Here is a 19,884-nt window from a genome sequence, read left to right on the forward strand (position 1 = left end):
AAAAAGTTACTTCAATAATATTATACAAGATTCGCTTTTAAATTGCCAACGATCGAATACATCAGCTTAGAGCTGTTTTTCGTATACTTTAACGTTTGTATAAACGGCATCTAAAACAGGAACATTCAACTGATACTGCTTAGCTTTTTCAAGGAGATAGCCCTGCAGATGGTCAACCTCAGTGGAACAGGATTTTTCCATATCTCTTTGCATGGATGATTTCATTGAGTGGCCCATTTCCATCATTTTTTCCAGCTGTATTTGTGGAAGATTATCCTTTATCGGAGCCTCCATTTTTTTCATAACCATGGATATCTCTTTTAAAAGCGTATCGATTGTCCGGTATCCAGCTTCCTGCTCCCTTATTGGCCCTATTGGAGCTCTCATTAATGTAGTCACTCCTGATAAAGCAGAAATAAATGAATATTTATGCCACATATCCTGATTAATATTTTCACTTAATCTAAATGAGGCGCGGGTATCACTAAATGCAGCCTGCAATTTTAAAATGCGCTCGCTCTTATTGCCGCTGCGTTCACCAAAGAGCAGGTCATGGATAGGACTCGACTGGACAATCGTTCCCTCTGAATCCAATGTCGTTTCGATAAAGCAAAGGCCTCCGAGTACTGCTTCATCACCAAATGCCTGAATCAATTCATCAACATGGGCAATACCATTCAGCAAAGGGAGGATCATGGTATGTTCCCCAACAAAGGGCTTAATATCATTAATTGCTCCGTTTAACTGGTATGATTTAGTTGTTAGAAGGACGACATCAAACAATTCGCCAGTCTCCTCGCTGGTCATTAATTTCGGAGTGACAGAAAAATCCCCGTGGATACTTTTTATTTGCAGCCCTGTTTTCAATAGCTGGTTTTTTCTATTTTCACGTACCAAAAAGGTAACGTCTTCTCCTTTTTCTGCCAAACGTCCGCCAAAGTATCCCCCAATGGCTCCTGCACCAACGACTAAAATTTTCATTCTCCATCCCTCATTTCTCTATAGTTAATTAAATAATAAGCTATCTTGAGCGATAATCCCAAAGAAAGCCTTTCCATTAAAATAATTCATCTGTTCCATTGAACAAATCAAGGCACTGAACTGTATAAAAGAATATAGCGCAAAATGCGAATAGATGCAGCCTTAACAAATGCTCAAATTCCAAGAAAAACGAAACCTTTACGAATGCAAATACGTCTTATTAGTCGAGGTATTGATAGTGAAAAAATCCTCCTCAGTGTGTAAAAGGGTATGAAACTGCTGAGAAAAATAAAATGAGAGTTTATAAGAAAAGGAGATTCATATCATGATCAAACGGATTATCATGTTTTCTTTAGCTTTAATTCTGTCACTTAATCTTGGGATAAGCGGTGTTTCAGCCGCTGACGGTCAAAAAAATGAAGATAGCATCAATGAAAAATTCGGTTTGCCTATTGTTGTTTTAGGCGGAACATTATCTGAAAGTCAAAAAGAAGAAGTTCGAAAAATGCTTGGTGTAACCAACCCTGAAATGGTGGAAGAAGTAACGGTTACAGGAGAAGACCTGGTTCGCTACATTGATGGAGAGGACCGAAATGCACGGATGTATTCATCTGCTAAAATCACCCGGCAAGAAGAGGGTGAAGGACTGGTAATTGAACGGGTAAACCCTGAAAATATTACCGAAGTAACGGATACAATGTATGCCAACGCATTGCTTACAGCAGGAATTGAAAATGCAACAGTGGAAGTGGCTTCACCCGTGAAGGTCAGCGGACACTCAGCACTAACCGGTATTTATAAAGCGTATGAAGCAAGCGGAGAAGAGCTTGATACAGCGCGTCTTGAAGTGGCAAATGATGAGTTGAACCTTGCTACTGACCTTGCTGAGGAAGAAGGAATTGAACAGGAGAAAGTAAGTGAGCTTCTTGCTGAAATTAAACAGGCGATTGCCGATCAAAATCCTGCAACCCGTGAGGATGTAGAGAAAATCGTTGAAGAACAGCTGGCTAGTCTTAATATCAACTTGAGCGAAGAGGATCGCCAGCGCCTAATTGATTTATTTGAACAAATGAGAAACTTAAACATCAACTTTGACAATGTTTCAGAGCAGCTTGGAAAGCTTTCTGATACGATTCAGGAAAAGCTTGGCGAGGTCGTAAATAATGAAGGATTCTGGCAAGGCGTCAAAGATTTTTTCCAAAGCTTCATTGATGGCGTTTCGGGATTATTTAACGGTGGCAGTGAAGAAGAGCCAGCCAGTTAATAGCAATTAAAAGCAGGCGGACAAATGAGTCCACCTGCTTTTTTGTTTGCCGTGAAACCTTCAGCTCCGCTGGTTCGTATAGTAAATAAAGGAATAATCAAGGGGAGATGCAGGATGTATAATTCCGGAGACATAATATTTCAAATAATAATGCTGCTTATGCTGGCAGGATTTATCACTGCGGTTGTTTTAATTGTGAAAGGATTTTTTCAGCGCAGTAAACAGCTTGATCGAATAGAAAAATTGCTTGTTGAAATGAAAAATCGGGGAAAAGATTAAAAAAAGAACGGTTCATTTTCGCTCCCAAAAGCGAGCGGTGCTCTCTTCGATGGGGTATCACCGGGGGTTTTGGAGAAAAAATCAAGAGCTGGTTTGAAAAGATTATAGGTAAAAGGACACAACCCGCTGATTAAGTGCACGCAGGCTTCGATAAGAGTGGTAAACCCGCGGATAACGTCCTCGGAGACTTCGAATCAACACCAAAACCTGCGGATAACGAGGCTGAAGCCTTCGATACGGTTTATACATAAAAAAGCCCTGACGAACATGTTCGTCAGGGCAGCTTCTTTTTACAATGTAACTCCTTACAGATCGTCAAATCCATTATCATCAGAGGTTTTCGTATATTGACGTGATTTTTGCTCGAAAAAGTCGGTTTTGCCTTGATCGACCTCCTGGTAGGCGACAATCCATCGTAATGGATTTTTAACAGGTGCATCCGGAAACACATTTCGCCCGTGTCCAAGTTGATTGCAGCGTTTATTGGCCATGTATTGGATATATTGTGTAAGTTCATCCATGGTAATGCCGTCAAATTGATCGCCGATTATTTCACGGCCCCAGGCGATTTCAAGCTCAGCGCCTTCACGAAAAGCGGCAACTGTAAAGTCATGATGAGCTGCCGAGTTGATTTCAGGATGCTCATGCAGCAATTCTTTGTAGATCTTTTCAAATAACCCTACATGAATTTGTTCATCACGGTTAATATAGTTGATCATGGTGGAAGTGGACACCATTTTTTGATTTCTTGCCAGATTGTAAATGAATGCGAATCCGGAGTAAAAGAACAGTCCTTCTAAAATGACGTCATAAACGATGGACTGTGCAAAGTGCTCAACAGAGGGCTCCTCTGCAAATGCCTGATAGCCATTTGTCACAAAATCATTTCTTTTTCGAAGGGTCGGCTCCGTACGCCAGTAATCAAATACTTCCTTTTGCTGCTGCTGGGAAACAAGGCTTGATAGTACATAAGAATAAGAGTGATTATGAATGACCTCCTGCTGCGCAAGCATAATCATTAACGCATTCAGGGATGAATCAGTCAGATAGTCCGCCACTTTCCCGGCGTAATCGGATTGAATGCTGTCGAGCAGCGCTAACAGGCCGATGATTTTAAGAAAAGCGTTTTGTTCTGCCTCGGACAGCTGCTGGAACTGTTTAATATCATTTCCCATATTGATTTCAAAAGGCGTCCAGAAATTTGACAGCATGGTTTTATATTTAGGATAGGCCCATGAATAGCGTACATCATCCCAGTTCAGGACGTTCGAGCTTTTTCCGTTCACAATGCCGGTGGATCGATTGGGTGCATTTCCATCCATGATCGATCGCGGCTTTAGCTGGTTTGCAGTCATTTTATTTCCTCCTTAGCTTGAGCAGCTTTCACAGTCTTCAATTGAATCCACATCTGAAGTGGAACGCACATAATAGGTGGTTTTTAAACCCGATTCCCATGCGTGGAGATGCAAAGCAAGCAGTTCCTTAGCTTTGATGGTGTTTTTTACATATAAGTTAAACGATATAGCCTGATCGATATGGCGCTGCCGTTTTGCGTTTTGGCGAATACTCCAGTGCTGGTCAATGAGATAAACAGATTGATAATACCAGATTGTTTCCGGCCCAAGATCAGGTGCTGTTACAGGTATGCGGTAATCCTTTTTCTCCTCTGAATATTGCTTTCTGAAAATCGGATCGATGCTGGCTGTCGATCCGGCAATAATGGATGTTGACGAATTAGGAGCAACGGCCATCAGGTAGCCGTTTCGAATGCCCTCATTAGAGACATCTTCCTTTAGCTGCTGCCAGCGCGGAGAAGTGTAGTTTCGTTTGGAGAAATAATCCCCGCTGTGCCATTCAGATCCTTCAAACACAGGATACGATTCTTTTTCTCTTGAAAGCTCCATACTGGCCTTGATCGTCAGATAACTGATCTCTTCATATAAATCGTCGCAGAAACGAACCGCTTCCTCACTTTCCCATCGAATGCCCTTACGTGCGAGAAGGTGGTGCCATCCAAACGTGCCGAGTCCGATACTGCGGTACTTTTGGTTTGTAATCTTTGCTTGCGGCACTGGCAGTGTATTTTCCTCAATGACATTATCAAGCATGCGCACCTGTATGGAAACAAGTCTGGGCAGAACATCTGCCAGGTAAGCCCGTGCTAATGAAATGGAAGAAAGATTGCATACCACAAAGTCGCCCGGTGTTTTAACGGTAATAATGGATCCATCCTTAACGTACTCTTCAGTAATTGTAGTCGCACTCATGTTTTGCATAATTTCCGTACAAAGATTGCTGCAGTAGATCATTCCTTTATGCTGGTTGGGATTCAGCCGGTTCACTGTGTCCCGGTAGAACATATAAGGCGTTCCGGTTTCAAGCTGAGAAATCATAATCGATTTCATGATGTCAATTGCCGGTACACTGCGGCGTGAGAGGACAGGGTGATCCACGCATTCCCGGTATTTGTCACGAAAGCTTCCCCGGCCTTCACTTTCATCAAAATAGTCTTCAAGTGAATACCCCATTACATTTCTTACCTCATGGGGATCAAACAGATGCCACTCGCCACGTTGTTCAACAGCCTCCATAAATAAATCCGGGATGGTTACACCTGTAAACAGGTCATGAGTCCGCAATCGTTCATCACCATTATTTAAACGAACATCCAGAAAAGAAAAAATATCCTTATGCCAGACATCTAAATAAACCGCCACAGCCCCTTTACGCTGCCCCAGCTGATCGACACTGACAGCTGTGTTATTCAGCTGCTTCATCCATGGAATGACACCGGAGGAGGTACCTTTAAATCCTTTAATATCACTGCCTCTGGAACGGATTTTGCCAAGGTAGACCCCCAATCCGCCACCATTTTTACTGAGTGTAGCTACATCTGTATTAGAATCATAAATACTGCGCAAATCATCTTCCACTGTGTCAATAAAGCAGCTGGACAGCTGGCCATAGCTTTTGCCTGCGTTCGAGAGTGTAGGAGTCGCTACAGTCATATATAAATTTGAAAGTGCCCAATAGGCTTCTTTGATTAATGATAGTCGTTTTTCTTTATTCTCCTTCATCATAAGTGTCATCGCAATAATCATAAAACGCTCCTGAGGAAGCTCTGCTGTTTCCTTTTTACGTGTTCTTGCAAGATACCGGTCCGCGAGGGTAACCAGACCGATGTAGGTAAAGAGCCGGTCCTTTGTTGGATCGATAAAGGATCCGATCTCCTCAACTTCTTCTCTGCTGTATGCTTCAAGCAGCTTGGGTGAATAAAGTTTTTTATCAGTAAGCAGCCGGACCAGTTCATAAAAAGAGCCATATGGCTGATCGGGTTCATAACTTCTTGTGCGGGCTGCCTGATCATACAGGCGGTCAAGATATAAGTCAGCCGCTAAATAAGTCCAATCAGGCTCTTCAATCGAAATTTGATCAAGTGAAGCCAGAATCATTAGCTGAGTTGCCTGATGTAATGAATACGATTGCTTGTGAGTCAGCTGCTGTTTTATTTTATGAATGACAGAATCTGTTTTTAATAAAGGGAATCGTTCAAATTTTTCTTCATAGTAAGCGGCCAGCTGCTCCGTATTCCATTGATGCAGCTCGTAATAGGCAGGTGTTCTTTCGGTTGTTGTCATAATGCATCCTCCGTCCATTTTTAAGCATAAAAAAATCCACTCGGCTGGGAGCGGAAGGCAGGATGCGAGAAACGGAAGCCGGAAAGGATTCAGTTACTTCCTCATCCTACCTTCTCAATTCCCGAAGAAGATAGCACGTTACTAAATAGACAGGTCTCCTGACTCATGCTTACAGCAGCTCGCAACCCTTCCCGTGATGATTTCACAGTGGATTGTTGCAAACTTAGCATTTACAGTTGCGGGGACAGCTCTGGATTTTCACCAGATTCCCTATTAAGCCTCTAAGGCATCTATTTATATGGAATGTACTATATGTAGTGTTTAATCTAGTTTTGATTACTAAATATGGTGTTTAGTATAATGCATTTTTTGTGATGTGACAATCAAAAAGATAAAGAGAATGCGGGGAAATGATGGTTCATTCGACAAAAAGCACGTAACTGTAAGGGAAATAATGAAAAATAATTCTTAAAACGTTTGACCAAATGTATAATTCAGCATACACTATAATCAAACAATCAAATGAATGTTTGAATGAGGTGAAATTGATGGTAAAAAAAGATAAAGAGACCAGTGAATTGGAATCATGTGAAGTATATATATTTGATGACGTAAAAGTAGACAGGGTCAAACCAAGAGTTAATGAAGTAAATGGGGTGGAGCTGCTTTTTAAAGCGCTGTCGGATGCAACACGGTTAAAAATAGCCTACGCCCTGACAATTGAAGAGGAACTTTGCGTTTGTGACGTTGCAAATATAATTGGCTCCACTACAGCAACTGCGTCACATCATTTACGGCTTCTACGTAATATGGGATTAGCAAAGTATCGAAAAAAGGGGAAAATGGTATTTTATTCATTAGCAGATGAACATGTTCATCAACTGGTTTCGATCGCGCTGATCCATTCAAAAGAGGGGTGATATCGATGCGTCAGCATTATCGTTTAGATGGACTCAGCTGCGCAAATTGTGCAGCCAAGTTTGAAAAAAATGTCCGGGATCTTCCAAATGTAGAGGAAGTTCAGCTTAATTTTGGGGCGGCAAAGCTTATGGTTGTGGGAGAAACAAGTGTAGAAGAATTAGAGAAAGCAGGAGCATTTGATCATATAAAAGTGCGCCGCGAAAACGAAAAAGCGGCTCCGCCTGTGTCTTTTTGGAAAAATAAAGAAGTACAGTCCATGGCAGCTTCACTTCCTTTTCTAATGGGAGGTTGGTTTGTTTTACTGCAGTATGGTGAAGAACACCTGGGGGCTATTATTCTCTTTGCTTTATCTATTGCAATAGGCGGACACCGTCTGATAAAAACCGGTCTGCAAAACCTTGTACGTTTTGAGTTTGATATGAAGACACTTATGACCATCGCTATTATCGGTGCTGCATTTATTGGAGAATGGGGAGAAGGAGCAGTAGTCGTCTTTTTATTTGCGATAAGCGAAGTACTGGAACGCTATTCGATGGATCGGGCACGAAACTCCATTCAGTCACTAATGGAAATTGCTCCCCAGCAGGCAACAATAGTACGGAATGGAACGGAAGAAATTGTTCCTGTTGAACAGACCCGAATTGGAGAAGTAATGCTGATCCGTCCCGGACAGAAAATTCCATTGGACGGAGAAGTAAAAAGCGGATCATCTTATGTAAATCAGGCTGCGATTACCGGGGAATCAGTAGCTGTATTAAAAGCGCAGGGAGATGAAGTGTTCGCCGGAACGCTGAATGAAGAAGGCGCGCTTGAAGTTACGATTACAAAATGGGTGGAGGACACAACCCTATCAAAGATTATTCACCTGGTTGAGGAAGCACAGGCAGAAAAAGCACCGTCTCAAGCCTTTGTAGACCGATTTGCCAAATATTACACACCTGCCATTATGATCATTGCTCTTCTGGTGGCAATCATTCCGCCTCTATTTTTTGGCAGCAACTGGTCAGAGTGGATTTATCGGGGACTTGCGGTTCTTGTAGTAGGCTGTCCATGTGCACTGGTGATCTCCACTCCGGTCGCCATCGTTACGGCGATTGGCAATGCAGCAAAAAGAGGGGTGCTCATTAAAGGCGGGATTCATCTGGAAAATGCCGGACGGATTACGGCAGTAGCTTTTGACAAAACGGGTACTTTAACCAAAGGAAAACCTACTGTTACACTTGTTGAAACATTTTCTGATTTGAGTGAAGAAGAGATTTTGTCCCATGCTGCTGCAATTGAAAGATATTCACAGCATCCGCTTGCAAGGGCTATTGTTGAAGCTGCCGCCAAGCTGCCGCGCATTGAGGCTGATCAATTTCAATCTCATACCGGCAAAGGAGTTCAGGCTTCAATTGACGGCAAGGTTTATTGGGTTGGACGGGTAGAGGAAAACCAAGAACTAACCGCTGAAGTTAGAACGACCATTAATCGTCAGCGGGAAAAAGGCCAAACGGTCATGCTTTTCGGGCAGGGAGAAACCGTTTTAGGATCCATTGCAGCCGCTGATACGATTCGCCCTGAGAGTGAATCCATTGTGCAAAAGCTCTATCAGGCAGGGGTAAAAACAACTGTTATGTTAACAGGGGACCATCGCCTGTCCGCTGAATCAATCGCTGCTAAATTAGGAATTAAACGGGTAGAAGCAGAACTGCTTCCCGAGGATAAACTGAGAAAAATTCAGCTTCTTCAGTCAGAAGGAAAAGTGGCCATGATTGGCGACGGGGTAAATGATGCTCCTGCCTTAGCCATTGCAGATGTTGGAATTGCAATGGGAGGAGCTGGGACGGATGCGGCTTTGGAAACAGCGGATATCGCCCTAATGGCTGATGATCTTCATCAATTGCCTGCAACGATCAGGCTCAGCAAAAAAACACTGACAATTATTAAACAAAACGTAGCGTTTGCCCTTGGCTTAAAAGTTGCCGCGCTGCTACTGATTATTCCCGGCTGGCTGACCCTGTGGCTTGCGATATTTGCAGATATGGGTGCAACGCTGATTGTCGTGCTGAATTCATTGCGATTGTTAAAGTGGAAATAGATAATTATTTTGTTAAATGGTAATGAATGGAAATGGCGAAAATAATAACTGATTAGTTTAGAGTATGTGAACTATTATACTTAAACTAACAAATTAATGGTGAGCATTCCTTTAATAAGGAATGCTTTTTCTATGTCAATAAAAAGGAAATTAATGTTAAACTAAAGGGCGAATTAATTGAGCAATGGAGTGTGTGGGAAATTGTAGAATATATTGGTTTAGAATCCTAGTATTAAATTTGTAAGGAGTGACCAACGAGGTATTAGATGAATTTTTGACAGTCATAAGTAATTATGTGAGCTATAAATTACTGATAGTTATTAAATAAAAAACCGGGTGGGGGCGTCAGTTAAAATCTTTACTAAGATATCTTGGTTTCAAGTCTTCAAGTAAAGGGGCTTAACTTGAAGAAGGAGTGAACATTTCCTTATTTTAAAAACGGGATAGGACTGCCCTATAACAAAGGAATATCGCAGTTCACCCAATATATAGTATCAAATGATACGATTATGCAGGAATTTAGTAGGAGCTTAATTTTTTGGAGGACGAATCTTTGAAAATACTAAGACTTATTTTAGCAATTATTGTTGTTGCTATATCAAGTTATTCTTTGATAACTGACAAAACAGGAGCAATTATTCCTTATATATTGTTTTTCTTGGCGTTAATGTTATTAGTTACTGGAATTACTGAATTTCGCGAAAACAGAAAGGCAAATGCTCTTACACTTTTCATTGTAACAGGATTTAACTTTTACGTTTTATTTGAAATTTTGTTCAACTAACAGGAGCATTCCTTCAATAAGGGATGCTTATTTCTTTGTCACTGAAAAGGAATTTTTTTATTCTATAAAACGAACGTTTAACAGAAAAAACTTCAACAGACCCCTATTAGTCTATACCACAGCGCTTAAGCATGAATAAACTAGTTAGGAACAATATTTTGGAAGAGTAGTAGGTTTGAAAAAAATAAGAACGGAGAAATCTAATGTCACATCCAAACATCCCCAATATTCCCCCAAACATTGCACTCACAAGAGATGATGCTATTAATTTGCTATTGGCTTCCATTGCAATGGAAGGGTTAGGGCTGGCCCTTTTCATCAATGCAGAAGGAGAAAAAAGAACAGGGACAAATAATTAAATAATCTTTACTTGTGTTCATAAGATAATTTGAATCTTTTATATGAAAGGAAGTAAATAAGTGACCATTGTAAATAGAGTAGTAAATAGTGGATTTGAAACGGGATCATTACCACCATGGACTGGACTAAATGCCTCGGTAACCTCCCAGGCAAGCCATACAGGAACCTATAGTGCCTTATTAGCTACAACATCCGAAGCATCATCCATAACTCAAACAGTCATTCTAAATCCAGGAGAAAGATACGGGTTCGTTGCTTCATTAGCGAAACAGAATAATGACCCTAATCCTCCGATTTTTATAGTAGTAGACTATTATGATTCATCCTTTAACTTTTTAAACAGGGGTTTTACTTTAAATATTACAGCCAACCGGCTGCCGCCTGCAGGAGACTGGTTAGAGGTATACGGGGCCACCAGCATTGCCCCACCAGGAGCAGCATTTGGAGTAATCCTCATTCAAAAATTAGCTTTTGGTTCCCCAATTTTTGTAGATGATGTAGCATTTGCGACCGTAACTGAAACGATAGGACCAACCGGACCAATCGGGGTAACTGGTGCAACCGGTGCCGTAGGAGCAACGGGAGCTACAGGCGCAACTGGCGTAACCGGAGCATACGGGGTAACTGGAGCAACAGGGGTAACTGGAGCAGACGGAGCCACTGGAGCAACCGGCGCAACGGGAGCAGCAGGAGTCACGGGTGCAACCGGATCTACTGGCACAACCGGTCCAACTGGCGTAACCGGAGCAACAGGATCTGCTGGCCCTTCCACTCCGATTTCCGTTAATCGTATTTATGTAGCAAACCAAGGTAGCGATAATGTTTCTGTTATTAATGGAAATACAAATACCGTTATTGCTACGGTACCGGTGGGGAGTGAACCATATGGAGTAGGCGTAAATCCTACCACAAACCGCATTTATGTGGTTAACTCTGGCAGTAACAATGTATCCGTCATTGACGGAACTTCCAATAGCGTTATCGCTACCGTTCCCGTGGATAGTGGCCCCCAAGGAGTAGGCGTAAATCCTACTACAAACCGCATTTATGTAACAAACGAATCGAGTAACACTGTTTCCGTCATTGACGGAATTTCCAATAGTATCATCGCTACGATTATAGTGGCTAATAGACCAAGGGGAGTAGATGTGAATCCTGTCACAAACCGCATTTATGTGGCAAACAGAGGTAGTAACAATGTTTCCGTCATCGACGGAATTTCCAATAATGTCATAGCAACCATTCCATTCGTCCCTTTCTCTACTGGAATAAGTGTAAATCCTACTACGAACCGTATTTATATAGTAAACGAAAACGATGATAGTGTAGGCGTATTTGACGCACTTTCCAATAGCTTCATCGCTATCGTTCCAACGGGTGGTAGTATCCCTCAAGGAGTAGACGTAAATCCTGCCACGAACCGCATTTATGTGGCTAACACTGGCAGTGAAAATGTTTCTGTCATCAACGGACTTTCCGATAGCGTTATCGCAACTGTTCCAGTAGGTACTTACACATGGGAAGTAGGCGTGAATCCTCTAACAAATGGAATTTATGTATCAAACCTCTATAATGACACTGTGTCCGTCATTAGTGGAAATTCAAATACTGTCATTGCTACCATCCCAGTGGGTAATACTCCTATAGGGTTAGGCGTGAATCCTTAATTAAGAGTTTGTGGTTTTCCTTACCAATTTACAATTCATCCCTTATTCGTGTGACCGTTCATATAGTATACTTTGCTAAAGCCTCTTCTTAGGATTCTCTCGGAGTAGGGTAATTTAATTTTCGGTTGGAGTTTTAACAGTAAAAACTTAACACCAACACAAAACTTCTTAATCGGCTGGCAATTGATGAAAATCCGTTAGTGCAATCAAGAGAAGAATTTGAAATAGACATTGATACGATCAATCCTCAACATAGTCTATTGAAGAATTAAATGAGGCAGTTCCGACAAATGAAAAAGAACAAGAATTGGAGAGAAAAAAGCGATGAGGACTGAGTCCGTATCGCTCTTTTTTTACTGCAATTTGCCTATGAGGATAACAATAAATTATTTAAATCCCCTCTAACTTCTTCCAAGAGGTGCCGATATAAATCTCCTAAATAGCGCCTTGCGTCAGGCATCGAACCTTTGCAAGACGACTGAATCAAAGCTACGCAATGATTCAGTAAGCGATATTTCATGAGCTGAATACAGTTCAATGAAGTATCGCTTTTTTCCATTTGTTTTTTTCAAAGTGACAGATCACTGACCGCCTGAAGTGGAGTTGAAACGATCTTTATGTGATTAACAGGAGGTAATTCCGTATGACTTAATCTGTTTTTAATTTTGGATTAAAGAAAAATATTATAGTAGACCTGCAATTTTTATTATTTTTCTATTTTGATTTAGCTGAAATCATGAAGTGAAGAGCTATTTTCCTTTATCGCTTTAAACTGTCATGGTGCTAATTTGTGACAAATTTTCGAAGTATGCTATTGAAATATATTTGTAACATCGTATAATAAGAATTAGTAAATTTCAGAAAATAAAATATATTAGAAAAACATTTAATAGTTTGAATTATGAGGGGGAACAAAATGAGCACCAAAAAACCAGTCTTGCAGGTGAAAGGGCTTAGAGTATCTTTTTTTACAGATGACGGCGAAGTTCCAGCCGTAGATGACATAGATTTTTACGTAAGAGAAGGAGAAGTGCTTGGGATTGTTGGAGAATCTGGATGCGGAAAGAGTGTTACTTCGCTTTCGGTAATGGGATTGATTCCAAATCCTCCCGGTAAAATTGTCGCAGGAGAAATAAAATTAAACGGGGAAGAGTTAACCTCGGCTTCCGAAAAACGAATGAGGCAAATACGAGGAAACGACGTTGCCATGATCTTTCAGGAGCCAATGACGTCATTGAACCCGCTTTTTACCATAGGAAGTCAGCTTATGGATGCCACACTTATACATAAAAAAGGAAACAAAAAGCAAGCAAAAAAACGTGCGATTGACATGCTGAAATTAGTCGGCCTGCCCCGTGCCGAAGAATTAATGAATGAGTATCCCCATCAATTGTCAGGAGGGATGAGACAAAGGGTGATGATAGCAATGGCGATGGTGTGCGATCCCAAGCTGCTGATAGCCGATGAGCCGACAACTGCCCTTGACGTGACCATTCAGGCACAGATTCTTAAGCTGATGAAACGATTAAATATTGAATTAAATACGGCTATTATGCTAATTACTCATGATCTCGGAGTGGTGGCAGAAACATGTGAAAGAGTCGTCGTCATGTACGCTGGTAAAGTAGTGGAAAATGGTGATGCGGTGGACATTTTCAAAGATCCTCAGCATCCCTATACAAGAGGGTTAATTCAATCGGTGCCCGATATGCGCCATAAAAAACAGCGGCTCTACTCAATTCCTGGGAATGTGCCAAGACCCGGCTCCATTAAACAGGGCTGCCGATTTGCTGCGCGCTGTGAGTTTGCTTTTGACCGCTGCCTTCAGGAAGATCCGCCGCTATATAAAACAGCGGAAGGACATTCAACCCGCTGTTTCTTATTCGATAATCAGGAGGGCAAGGTAAATGACAACAGAGCCACTGTTACGAGTTGAAAATTTAAAAAAACACTTTCCTCTTCGGGGAGGGGTGCTTGGGAAAGAGATTGGACAGGTAAAAGCAGTAGAGGGGGTTTCCTTCACCGTTCAAAAAGGAGAAACGTTGGGCATTGTAGGGGAATCGGGGTGCGGCAAGTCCACAACAGGACGGATGCTGCTTCGCCTGATCGAACCGACAGAAGGCGATGTTTATTTTGAGGGGAAAAACGTTACCGACCTGTCAAAAACTGACCTTAGAAAAATGAGACGTGATATGCAGATGGTGTTTCAGGATCCATTTGCCTCATTAAATCCCCGCCACACGGTTGAAAAAATACTGGAAGAGCCTTTAAAGGTTCACGGCATTGGCTCCCCCGCAGAGCGAAAAAAGCGTGTTCGTGAACTGCTTGAGATAGTTGGTTTGAGCAGCTATCACGCAAAGCGGTACCCCCATCAGTTCAGCGGTGGACAGCGGCAGCGGATCGGCATTGCCAGAGCTTTAATGACAAGACCTAAACTGATCATTGCAGATGAACCGGTATCTGCCCTTGATGTATCAATACAATCCCAGGTATTAAATTTAATGCAGGATCTTCAGAATGAGTTTGGACTTACCTACATTGTGATCGCGCATGACCTTGGTGTTGTGCGTCATATAAGCGACCGGGTTGGGGTGATGTATTTAGGGAAAATGGTAGAACTTACAACAAGTGAACGCCTTTATGATATGCCGCTGCATCCCTATACGCAGGCGTTGCTGTCGGCTGTGCCGATTCCGGATCCTACATTTGAAAAAGACTCTATCGTTTTACAGGGAGATATTCCGAGTCCCTCCAACCCGCCATCTGGCTGTACATTCCATACCAGATGCCCGTTTAAAATGGACGTATGTGAACAGAAGGTGCCGTTACTGCAGGAACAAGAAGAAGGACATTACGTAGCATGCCATCTATATTCCAAAGATGGACAGGCCGCGAGTCAAAATATAGATAAACCAGAGGAGGTAAAGATTTGAATAAGAAAGCTTGGTTACTATTTTTCATTCTTTTACTAACAGTTTCAACAGCGCTTTTTGGCTGCTCCAGTGATAATGGGGGAGGAGCAGGTGAAGGGGAGAACAATGAGGGCGGAGACGCTCAGGATACACTTGTCTTCGGCCGAGGCGGAGATTCTGTAGGTCTTGATCCGATTACTGTTACAGATGGCGAGTCATTTAAGGTGACAAAGAATATATTTGAAACATTAGTTGAGTTTGGCCGTGAAGATACCGAGATTAACCCGGGTCTTGCTGCTGAATGGGAAATTGCAGAGGATGGACTGACTTATACGTTCAAGCTCCAGGAAGGTGTTACATTCCATGATGGAGAACCGTTAAATGCAGAGGCAGTTGTCTACAATTTTGACCGCTGGGCACAGGGTACAGAAGATAAGTTCTACTATTATAAATCAATGTTTGGCGGATTTGGCGATGACGAAGGTCATGTGATTGAATCTGTTACTGCAACAGATGATATGACGGTTGAATTTAAACTTAAGCGCCCGCAAGCTCCGTTCTTGAAAAACCTTGCGATGAGCCCGTTTGGCATCGGAAGTCCTAAAGCAATTGATGAAATGGGAGATGAGGGCTTTAACGAAACTCCAGTGGGAACAGGTCCATTTAAATTTGTTGAGTGGAAGCGTAATGAGCGAATTGTGATTGAGAAATATGAGGACTACTGGCAGGAAGGTTTACCGAAGCTAAACCAGGTAATCTTCCGTTCAATTCCAGAGAACTCAGCACGTCTGAACGCATTAACAAGCGGTGAGATTGATCTTGCTGATGGAGTAAACCCAAGCGACTCAACACAAATTGAAGATAATGCAGAGCTTCAATTATTCGAACGTCCGTCTATGAACGTCGGATACCTTGGTTTAACAACGACAAGAGAACCTTTTGATGATCCAAAAGTACGTCAGGCAATGAATTATGCAATTGACCGCCAGGCAATTGTGGATGCTTTCTTTGAAGGGCGAGCTGAAGTAGCGAAAAACCCGATGCCGTCAGTTATCGCCGGGTATAACGATGACATTGAAGGATATGAATATGATCCTGAGAAAGCAAAAGAATTGCTGAAAGAAGCAGGACTGGAAGACGGTTTTGAAATGGACCTTTGGGCAATGCCGGTTCCTCGTCCATATATGCCGGATGGTCAGAAGGTCGCTGAAGCCATCCAAAACAATCTTTCAGCTGTAGGCATTACTGCAGAAATCGTTACGTATGAATGGGCTACTTATCTTGATAAAGCCCGTCTGGGAGAAGCAGATGCCTTCCTTCTCGGATGGACTGGCGATAATGGAGATGCTGACAACTTCCTTTATGTTCTTTTAGATCAGGACAATATTGGAAGCAACAACTACACGTATTATGAAAACCAGGAAGTGCACGATCTTTTGATTGAAGCTCAATCTGAAGTGGATGAAGAAAAACGTAACCAGATCTATATGGAAGCACAGGAAATGATCCATGAAGATGCCCCATGGGTGCCTTTGGCTCACTCAACACCATTAATGGCCGGAAGTGCAGCATTAAAAGATTTTGTTGCTCATCCAACCGGATCTGATGCGTTAGCAGAAGTGTACTTCGAATAAATCATTACCTTTTTTTGGGGAAAGGTGTTCATTCGCCTTTCCTTTTTCTCATCATAATAGAACAAAATACATAGCAGACCGAAGAGTAGGGGTGGAGAAGATGCTCCAATATATTATGAGACGGCTTTTGCAATTGATTCCTGTCCTTCTGGGAATGACCTTTATTGTCTTTTTAATTATCAGGGCAATCCCGGGCGATCCCGCGGTGGTTATACTTGGCCAGCAGGCAACTGAAGAAGCCGTTGCAGCATTAAGAGAATCTCTGGGCCTGAACAATCCCTGGTATATTCAATACTTTGAGTATTTAAAGAACTTATTCACAGGTGATTTAGGGCAGTCGATTCGTACACGGACAGCAGTAAATGAAGAAATCTGGCCTTATCTGGCAGCTACTTTTGAACTGTCTATCTTTGCCATTGTTATTGCGGTTGTGATAGGAGTAAATGCAGGCATTATTTCTGCATGGTTTCAAAACTCATGGTTCGATTACACAGCGATGGTGTTAGCGCTTATTGGCGTTTCCATGCCTATTTTTTGGCTGGGGCTGATGATGCAATACCAGTTTTCCCTGCAATGGGACTGGCTCCCGACTACGGGCAGAGAGAATGTTCGCGATCCTGTAAATGCCATTACGAATTTATACGTACTTGATACGATCATTCAGGGGCGATTTGATCAGACTGTGGATGTTCTTCGCCATTTGGTGATGCCCGGCCTTGCACTGGCCACGATTCCAATGGCCATTATTGCCCGTATGACCCGTTCGAGTATGCTTGAGGTAATGAAATCGGATTACATCCGCACAGCTCGTGCAAAGGGCGAGAAGATGTTTTGGGTTGTTTATAAGCATTCCCTGAAAAATGCGGTGATTCCGGTTCTTACTGTTATTGGTCTTCAGACAGGCTTGCTGCTTGGCGGCGCTATTTTAACAGAAACGATATTTGGGCTTCCGGGGATAGGAAGATATATTTATGAAGCAATTTCTTCACGGGATTATCCGGTAATTCAGTCAGGAATTTTAGTTGTAGCCTTTATATTTGTCATGATTAATTTAATTGTCGACATATTGTATTCCATTGTTGATCCAAGAATCCGATACAGCTAGTTTCGCAGTGAGAGAGGAATGAAGATATGGCAGAGCCAGCAAAACAGTTAGAGCCGGTCCAGCATCAAGATGAGACGCTCCCTCCGTGGAAAGAAGCATGGAGGAATTTTAAGAAAAATAAAATTGCCATTGTTGGATTAAGCATCGTAACGTTTTTTATTATTGTCGCTATTTTCGCACCCTGGATTGCGCCGGAAGGAATTAATGACCAGAAGCTTTCTGAGCGGCTGCAGGCGCCATCATCAGAGTACTGGTTTGGCACTGATGATTTTGGCAGGGACATTTTCTCCCGTGTCGTTCATGGCGCGAGAATTTCTTTATGGGTAGGTTTTCTGGCGGTGGTCGGATCTGCCGTGGTGGGAAGTACGCTTGGTATTATTGCCGGGTATTATGGACGCTGGGTTGATACGATTATTTCAAGATTGTTTGATATTATGCTTGCGTTTCCGAGCATTCTTCTGGCAATTGCAGTCGTGTCGATTTTGGGACCGTCACTGCGCAATGCATTAATCGCCATTGCCATTATTAACGTGCCGAACTTTGGACGTCTTATTCGATCAAAGGTGTTAAGTGTAAAAGAAGAGGAATACATTATGGCCGCACGTGCGATTGGAATGAGTGATTTTCGTATCCTCTTTTCCCATGTTCTTCCCAACTCCATGACGCCGATTATTGTGCAAGGTTCCTTAGCCATTGCCACTGCTATTATTGAAGCAGCTGCACTTGGATTTTTGGGACTTGGAGCACAGGCGCCGCAGCCGGAGTGGGGTGCCATGCTGTCGGCTTCCCGTTCATTCTTAATACAGGCACCGTGGACTATGTTTTTCCCGGGGCTTGCCATCATGCTTGTTGTGTTAGGCTTTAATTTGATGGGGGACGGCCTGCGTGACGCACTCGATCCTAAAATGAAAACATAAAAAAAACCCACCGCTGGTTCAGAGCCACGGTGGATTTTTTTGTGATGATTCATCTTCTTTTTTTAGCAAATCGCGTATCTCCTGCAATAGCTCGATTTGGGGGTCTGTAATCGCAACGGTTTCTTGTTCCTCTTCTTTACGTTTGAATCGGTTAATCAGTTTAATAAAGAGGAAAATGGCAAAAGCAATAATAATAAAATCAATAATAGCCTGAATAAACACACCATACGAAATTACAGCATCACCGGCAGTAAAAGCTAATTTTTCAAAGCTGATGCCTCCAAGCATAGCGCCAATAAGCGGCATAATAATATTTTCCACCAGTGCAGTGACGATCTTTCCAAATGCTGCGCCCATGACCACGGCAATCGCCAGATCCAGCACATTACCACGCATGGCAAATGCTTTAAATTCTTTAATCATCGTCTTACCTCCTAAAAATACAGATTATACTGTTTTCCATAAAAAAACGCCTGACTGTTAATCAGACGTATTGCAGTTTCTTACTGGCAGACTCAACTTCTTTAATATAAGCAATCGTCTTATCGTTGTATACTTGAGGCTGGTCTATATTGCAGACATGGCCCGCTTTTTCAATGGTAATCAGGCCAAGCGAAGGATCGCGCCGTACGAGCTCTTCAACAGGAGCGCGGAATAAATAATCCTCTTCCCCCATGACGAACATTGTCGGAAGTCCGTTTGTTTCAATCTGCAGGCGGTCAAGATAAGGATTGATTACTTTAGTCAGCGAAAACCAGCGGATAAATTCCTTTTGGCACATTTTCTTAGCCGAGTTTACAAAGGCAAGACGGGATTCTTCATGTGAGCGGTTGGGCATAATAATCCAGGCAAAAAGCTTATATAAAAGCATATAAGGAATAAAATGCTTGGTTGTCCGTCCGAACCACAGCAGAAATTTAGTGCGTATATCTAATTTAATAACAGCTCCGCTTAGCACTAAAGAGCTGACATATTGAGGATAATGATTTGAAATAGTTTGTACGACAATGGTTCCCAGAGAGATTCCTACAAAATGAGTTTTTTCTATAGATAGGTGATTAAGCACTTCAATGACTTCACTCGACACTTCTTTGAAGGTGTCCCCTTTTTTCCAGCGGCCTCTTGCTGATTGTCCATGGCCGCGCAAATCCATAACGAGAACATTAAAATGCTGACGAAATTCTTTTATCTGTCTAAACCAAATACTAGAACTTCCGCCTGCACCGTGGATAAAGGTAACCCAAGGTAAATCATCATTTAATCGATATGAGCGATAATGTAACAATTCTATTAACCCCTTTAATAGATTCTGTACTTATCTAACCACGAATGGCAGTAAGAA

17 protein-coding genes and 1 riboswitch are annotated in these 19,884 nt (G+C 42.2%); of the genes, 12 read left to right on the plus strand and 5 right to left on the minus strand.

The window, feature by feature from the left end:
• Window positions 1-66: 66 nt before the first annotated feature.
• Window positions 67-981 (minus strand): ketopantoate reductase family protein, encoded by a 915-nt coding sequence (locus tag E2R51_RS14020; protein ID WP_133377709.1) that lies wholly within the window; start codon window positions 979-981, stop codon window positions 67-69.
• A 325-nt stretch (window positions 982-1,306) separates the two neighbouring features.
• Between E2R51_RS14020 and E2R51_RS14025 the strand changes: the two genes are divergently transcribed.
• Window positions 1,307-2,245, plus strand: a complete 939-nt coding sequence (locus E2R51_RS14025; protein ID WP_133377710.1) for a DUF1002 domain-containing protein — start codon at window positions 1,307-1,309, stop codon at window positions 2,243-2,245.
• A gap of 114 nt (window positions 2,246-2,359) precedes the next feature.
• Window positions 2,360-2,524 carry a DUF4083 domain-containing protein gene (locus tag E2R51_RS14030; RefSeq protein WP_133377711.1) on the plus strand — a complete coding sequence of 55 codons (165 nt, stop codon included), beginning with the start codon at window positions 2,360-2,362 and terminating at the stop codon, window positions 2,522-2,524.
• Window positions 2,525-2,829: 305 nt separating this feature from the next.
• On the opposite strand, the gene E2R51_RS14035 is transcribed toward E2R51_RS14030, so the two are convergent.
• Window positions 2,830-3,879: a ribonucleotide-diphosphate reductase subunit beta gene (locus E2R51_RS14035; protein WP_133377712.1), complete on the minus strand. Its 1,050-nt coding sequence runs from the start codon at window positions 3,877-3,879 to the stop codon at window positions 2,830-2,832.
• A gap of 12 nt (window positions 3,880-3,891) precedes the next feature.
• The gene (locus tag E2R51_RS14040) at window positions 3,892-6,162 is read right to left on the minus strand and encodes a ribonucleoside-diphosphate reductase subunit alpha (protein WP_133377713.1); all 2,271 of its coding nucleotides are present in this window, start codon (window positions 6,160-6,162) and stop codon (window positions 3,892-3,894) included.
• A gap of 131 nt (window positions 6,163-6,293) precedes the next feature.
• Window positions 6,294-6,471: riboswitch (cobalamin riboswitch) on the minus strand.
• Between the two features lie 239 nt (window positions 6,472-6,710).
• On the opposite strand from E2R51_RS14040, the gene E2R51_RS14045 reads away from it, so the two are divergent.
• The 10 genes from E2R51_RS14045 to nikC all read left to right on the plus strand — a co-directional run bounded on the left by E2R51_RS14045 (window position 6,711) and on the right by nikC (window position 18,542).
• A complete protein-coding gene (locus E2R51_RS14045; RefSeq protein ID WP_133377714.1) occupies window positions 6,711-7,082 on the plus strand; it encodes an ArsR/SmtB family transcription factor in 372 nt (123 codons plus the stop codon).
• A 5-nt stretch (window positions 7,083-7,087) separates the two neighbouring features.
• Window positions 7,088-9,163, plus strand: a complete 2,076-nt coding sequence (locus E2R51_RS14050; RefSeq protein ID WP_133377715.1) for a heavy metal translocating P-type ATPase — start codon at window positions 7,088-7,090, stop codon at window positions 9,161-9,163.
• A gap of 553 nt (window positions 9,164-9,716) precedes the next feature.
• Window positions 9,717-9,947: a DUF3953 domain-containing protein gene (locus tag E2R51_RS14055; protein WP_133377716.1), complete on the plus strand. Its 231-nt coding sequence runs from the start codon at window positions 9,717-9,719 to the stop codon at window positions 9,945-9,947.
• A gap of 203 nt (window positions 9,948-10,150) precedes the next feature.
• Window positions 10,151-10,306: an alpha-helical endospore appendage domain-containing protein gene (locus E2R51_RS19860; protein ID WP_165967218.1), complete on the plus strand. Its 156-nt coding sequence runs from the start codon at window positions 10,151-10,153 to the stop codon at window positions 10,304-10,306.
• 60 nt (window positions 10,307-10,366) lie between these two features.
• Window positions 10,367-11,974 carry an NTTRR-F1 domain gene (locus E2R51_RS14060; protein WP_133377717.1) on the plus strand — a complete coding sequence of 536 codons (1,608 nt, stop codon included), beginning with the start codon at window positions 10,367-10,369 and terminating at the stop codon, window positions 11,972-11,974.
• A 916-nt stretch (window positions 11,975-12,890) separates the two neighbouring features.
• Window positions 12,891-13,910: an ABC transporter ATP-binding protein gene (locus tag E2R51_RS14065; RefSeq protein ID WP_133377718.1), complete on the plus strand. Its 1,020-nt coding sequence runs from the start codon at window positions 12,891-12,893 to the stop codon at window positions 13,908-13,910.
• Window positions 13,882-14,907 carry an ABC transporter ATP-binding protein gene (locus E2R51_RS14070; protein WP_133377719.1) on the plus strand — a complete coding sequence of 342 codons (1,026 nt, stop codon included), beginning with the start codon at window positions 13,882-13,884 and terminating at the stop codon, window positions 14,905-14,907. The genes E2R51_RS14065 and E2R51_RS14070 overlap by 29 nt, the downstream gene beginning before the upstream one ends.
• Window positions 14,904-16,520: an ABC transporter substrate-binding protein gene (locus E2R51_RS14075; protein WP_133377720.1), complete on the plus strand. Its 1,617-nt coding sequence runs from the start codon at window positions 14,904-14,906 to the stop codon at window positions 16,518-16,520. The genes E2R51_RS14070 and E2R51_RS14075 overlap by 4 nt, the downstream gene beginning before the upstream one ends.
• Before the next feature lie 100 nt (window positions 16,521-16,620).
• Window positions 16,621-17,625 carry an ABC transporter permease gene (locus tag E2R51_RS14080; RefSeq protein ID WP_133377721.1) on the plus strand — a complete coding sequence of 335 codons (1,005 nt, stop codon included), beginning with the start codon at window positions 16,621-16,623 and terminating at the stop codon, window positions 17,623-17,625.
• A gap of 26 nt (window positions 17,626-17,651) precedes the next feature.
• Complete coding sequence (nikC, locus tag E2R51_RS14085) at window positions 17,652-18,542, plus strand: nickel transporter permease (protein ID WP_133377722.1); 891 nt, start codon at window positions 17,652-17,654, stop codon at window positions 18,540-18,542.
• Window positions 18,543-18,560: 18 nt separating this feature from the next.
• Here nikC and mscL read toward each other — a convergent pair whose 3' ends face one another.
• Together mscL and E2R51_RS14095 are read right to left on the minus strand one after the other, a co-directional pair.
• Complete coding sequence (gene mscL, locus E2R51_RS14090) at window positions 18,561-18,965, minus strand: large conductance mechanosensitive channel protein MscL (protein WP_133377723.1); 405 nt, start codon at window positions 18,963-18,965, stop codon at window positions 18,561-18,563.
• Between the two features lie 61 nt (window positions 18,966-19,026).
• Window positions 19,027-19,827 (minus strand): alpha/beta fold hydrolase, encoded by an 801-nt coding sequence (locus E2R51_RS14095; protein ID WP_133377724.1) that lies wholly within the window; start codon window positions 19,825-19,827, stop codon window positions 19,027-19,029.
• Between the last annotated feature and the right edge of the window lie 57 nt (window positions 19,828-19,884).

The organism is Jeotgalibacillus sp. S-D1 (assembly GCF_004358665.1).
In the GTDB taxonomy this organism is placed as follows: domain Bacteria; phylum Bacillota; class Bacilli; order Bacillales; family Jeotgalibacillaceae; genus Jeotgalibacillus.

Excerpts from the sequence above, each read along its gene's own strand:
- E2R51_RS14020 (WP_133377709.1), bottom strand. The coding sequence starts at position 981 with ATGAAAATTTTAGTCGTTGGTGCAGGAGCCATTGGGGGATACTTTGGC.
- E2R51_RS14070 (WP_133377719.1), top strand. The coding sequence starts at position 13,882 with ATGACAACAGAGCCACTGTTACGAGTTGAAAATTTAAAAAAACACTTT.
- E2R51_RS14080 (WP_133377721.1), top strand. The coding sequence starts at position 16,621 with ATGCTCCAATATATTATGAGACGGCTTTTGCAATTGATTCCTGTCCTT.
- E2R51_RS14045 (WP_133377714.1), top strand. The coding sequence starts at position 6,711 with ATGGTAAAAAAAGATAAAGAGACCAGTGAATTGGAATCATGTGAAGTA.
- nikC (WP_133377722.1), top strand. The coding sequence starts at position 17,652 with ATGGCAGAGCCAGCAAAACAGTTAGAGCCGGTCCAGCATCAAGATGAG.
- E2R51_RS14035 (WP_133377712.1), bottom strand. The coding sequence starts at position 3,879 with ATGACTGCAAACCAGCTAAAGCCGCGATCGATCATGGATGGAAATGCA.
- E2R51_RS14050 (WP_133377715.1), top strand. The coding sequence starts at position 7,088 with ATGCGTCAGCATTATCGTTTAGATGGACTCAGCTGCGCAAATTGTGCA.
- E2R51_RS14065 (WP_133377718.1), top strand. The coding sequence starts at position 12,891 with ATGAGCACCAAAAAACCAGTCTTGCAGGTGAAAGGGCTTAGAGTATCT.
- E2R51_RS19860 (WP_165967218.1), top strand. The coding sequence starts at position 10,151 with ATGTCACATCCAAACATCCCCAATATTCCCCCAAACATTGCACTCACA.
- E2R51_RS14040 (WP_133377713.1), bottom strand. The coding sequence starts at position 6,162 with ATGACAACAACCGAAAGAACACCTGCCTATTACGAGCTGCATCAATGG.
- E2R51_RS14030 (WP_133377711.1), top strand. The coding sequence starts at position 2,360 with ATGTATAATTCCGGAGACATAATATTTCAAATAATAATGCTGCTTATG.
- E2R51_RS14025 (WP_133377710.1), top strand. The coding sequence starts at position 1,307 with ATGATCAAACGGATTATCATGTTTTCTTTAGCTTTAATTCTGTCACTT.
- mscL (WP_133377723.1), bottom strand. The coding sequence starts at position 18,965 with ATGATTAAAGAATTTAAAGCATTTGCCATGCGTGGTAATGTGCTGGAT.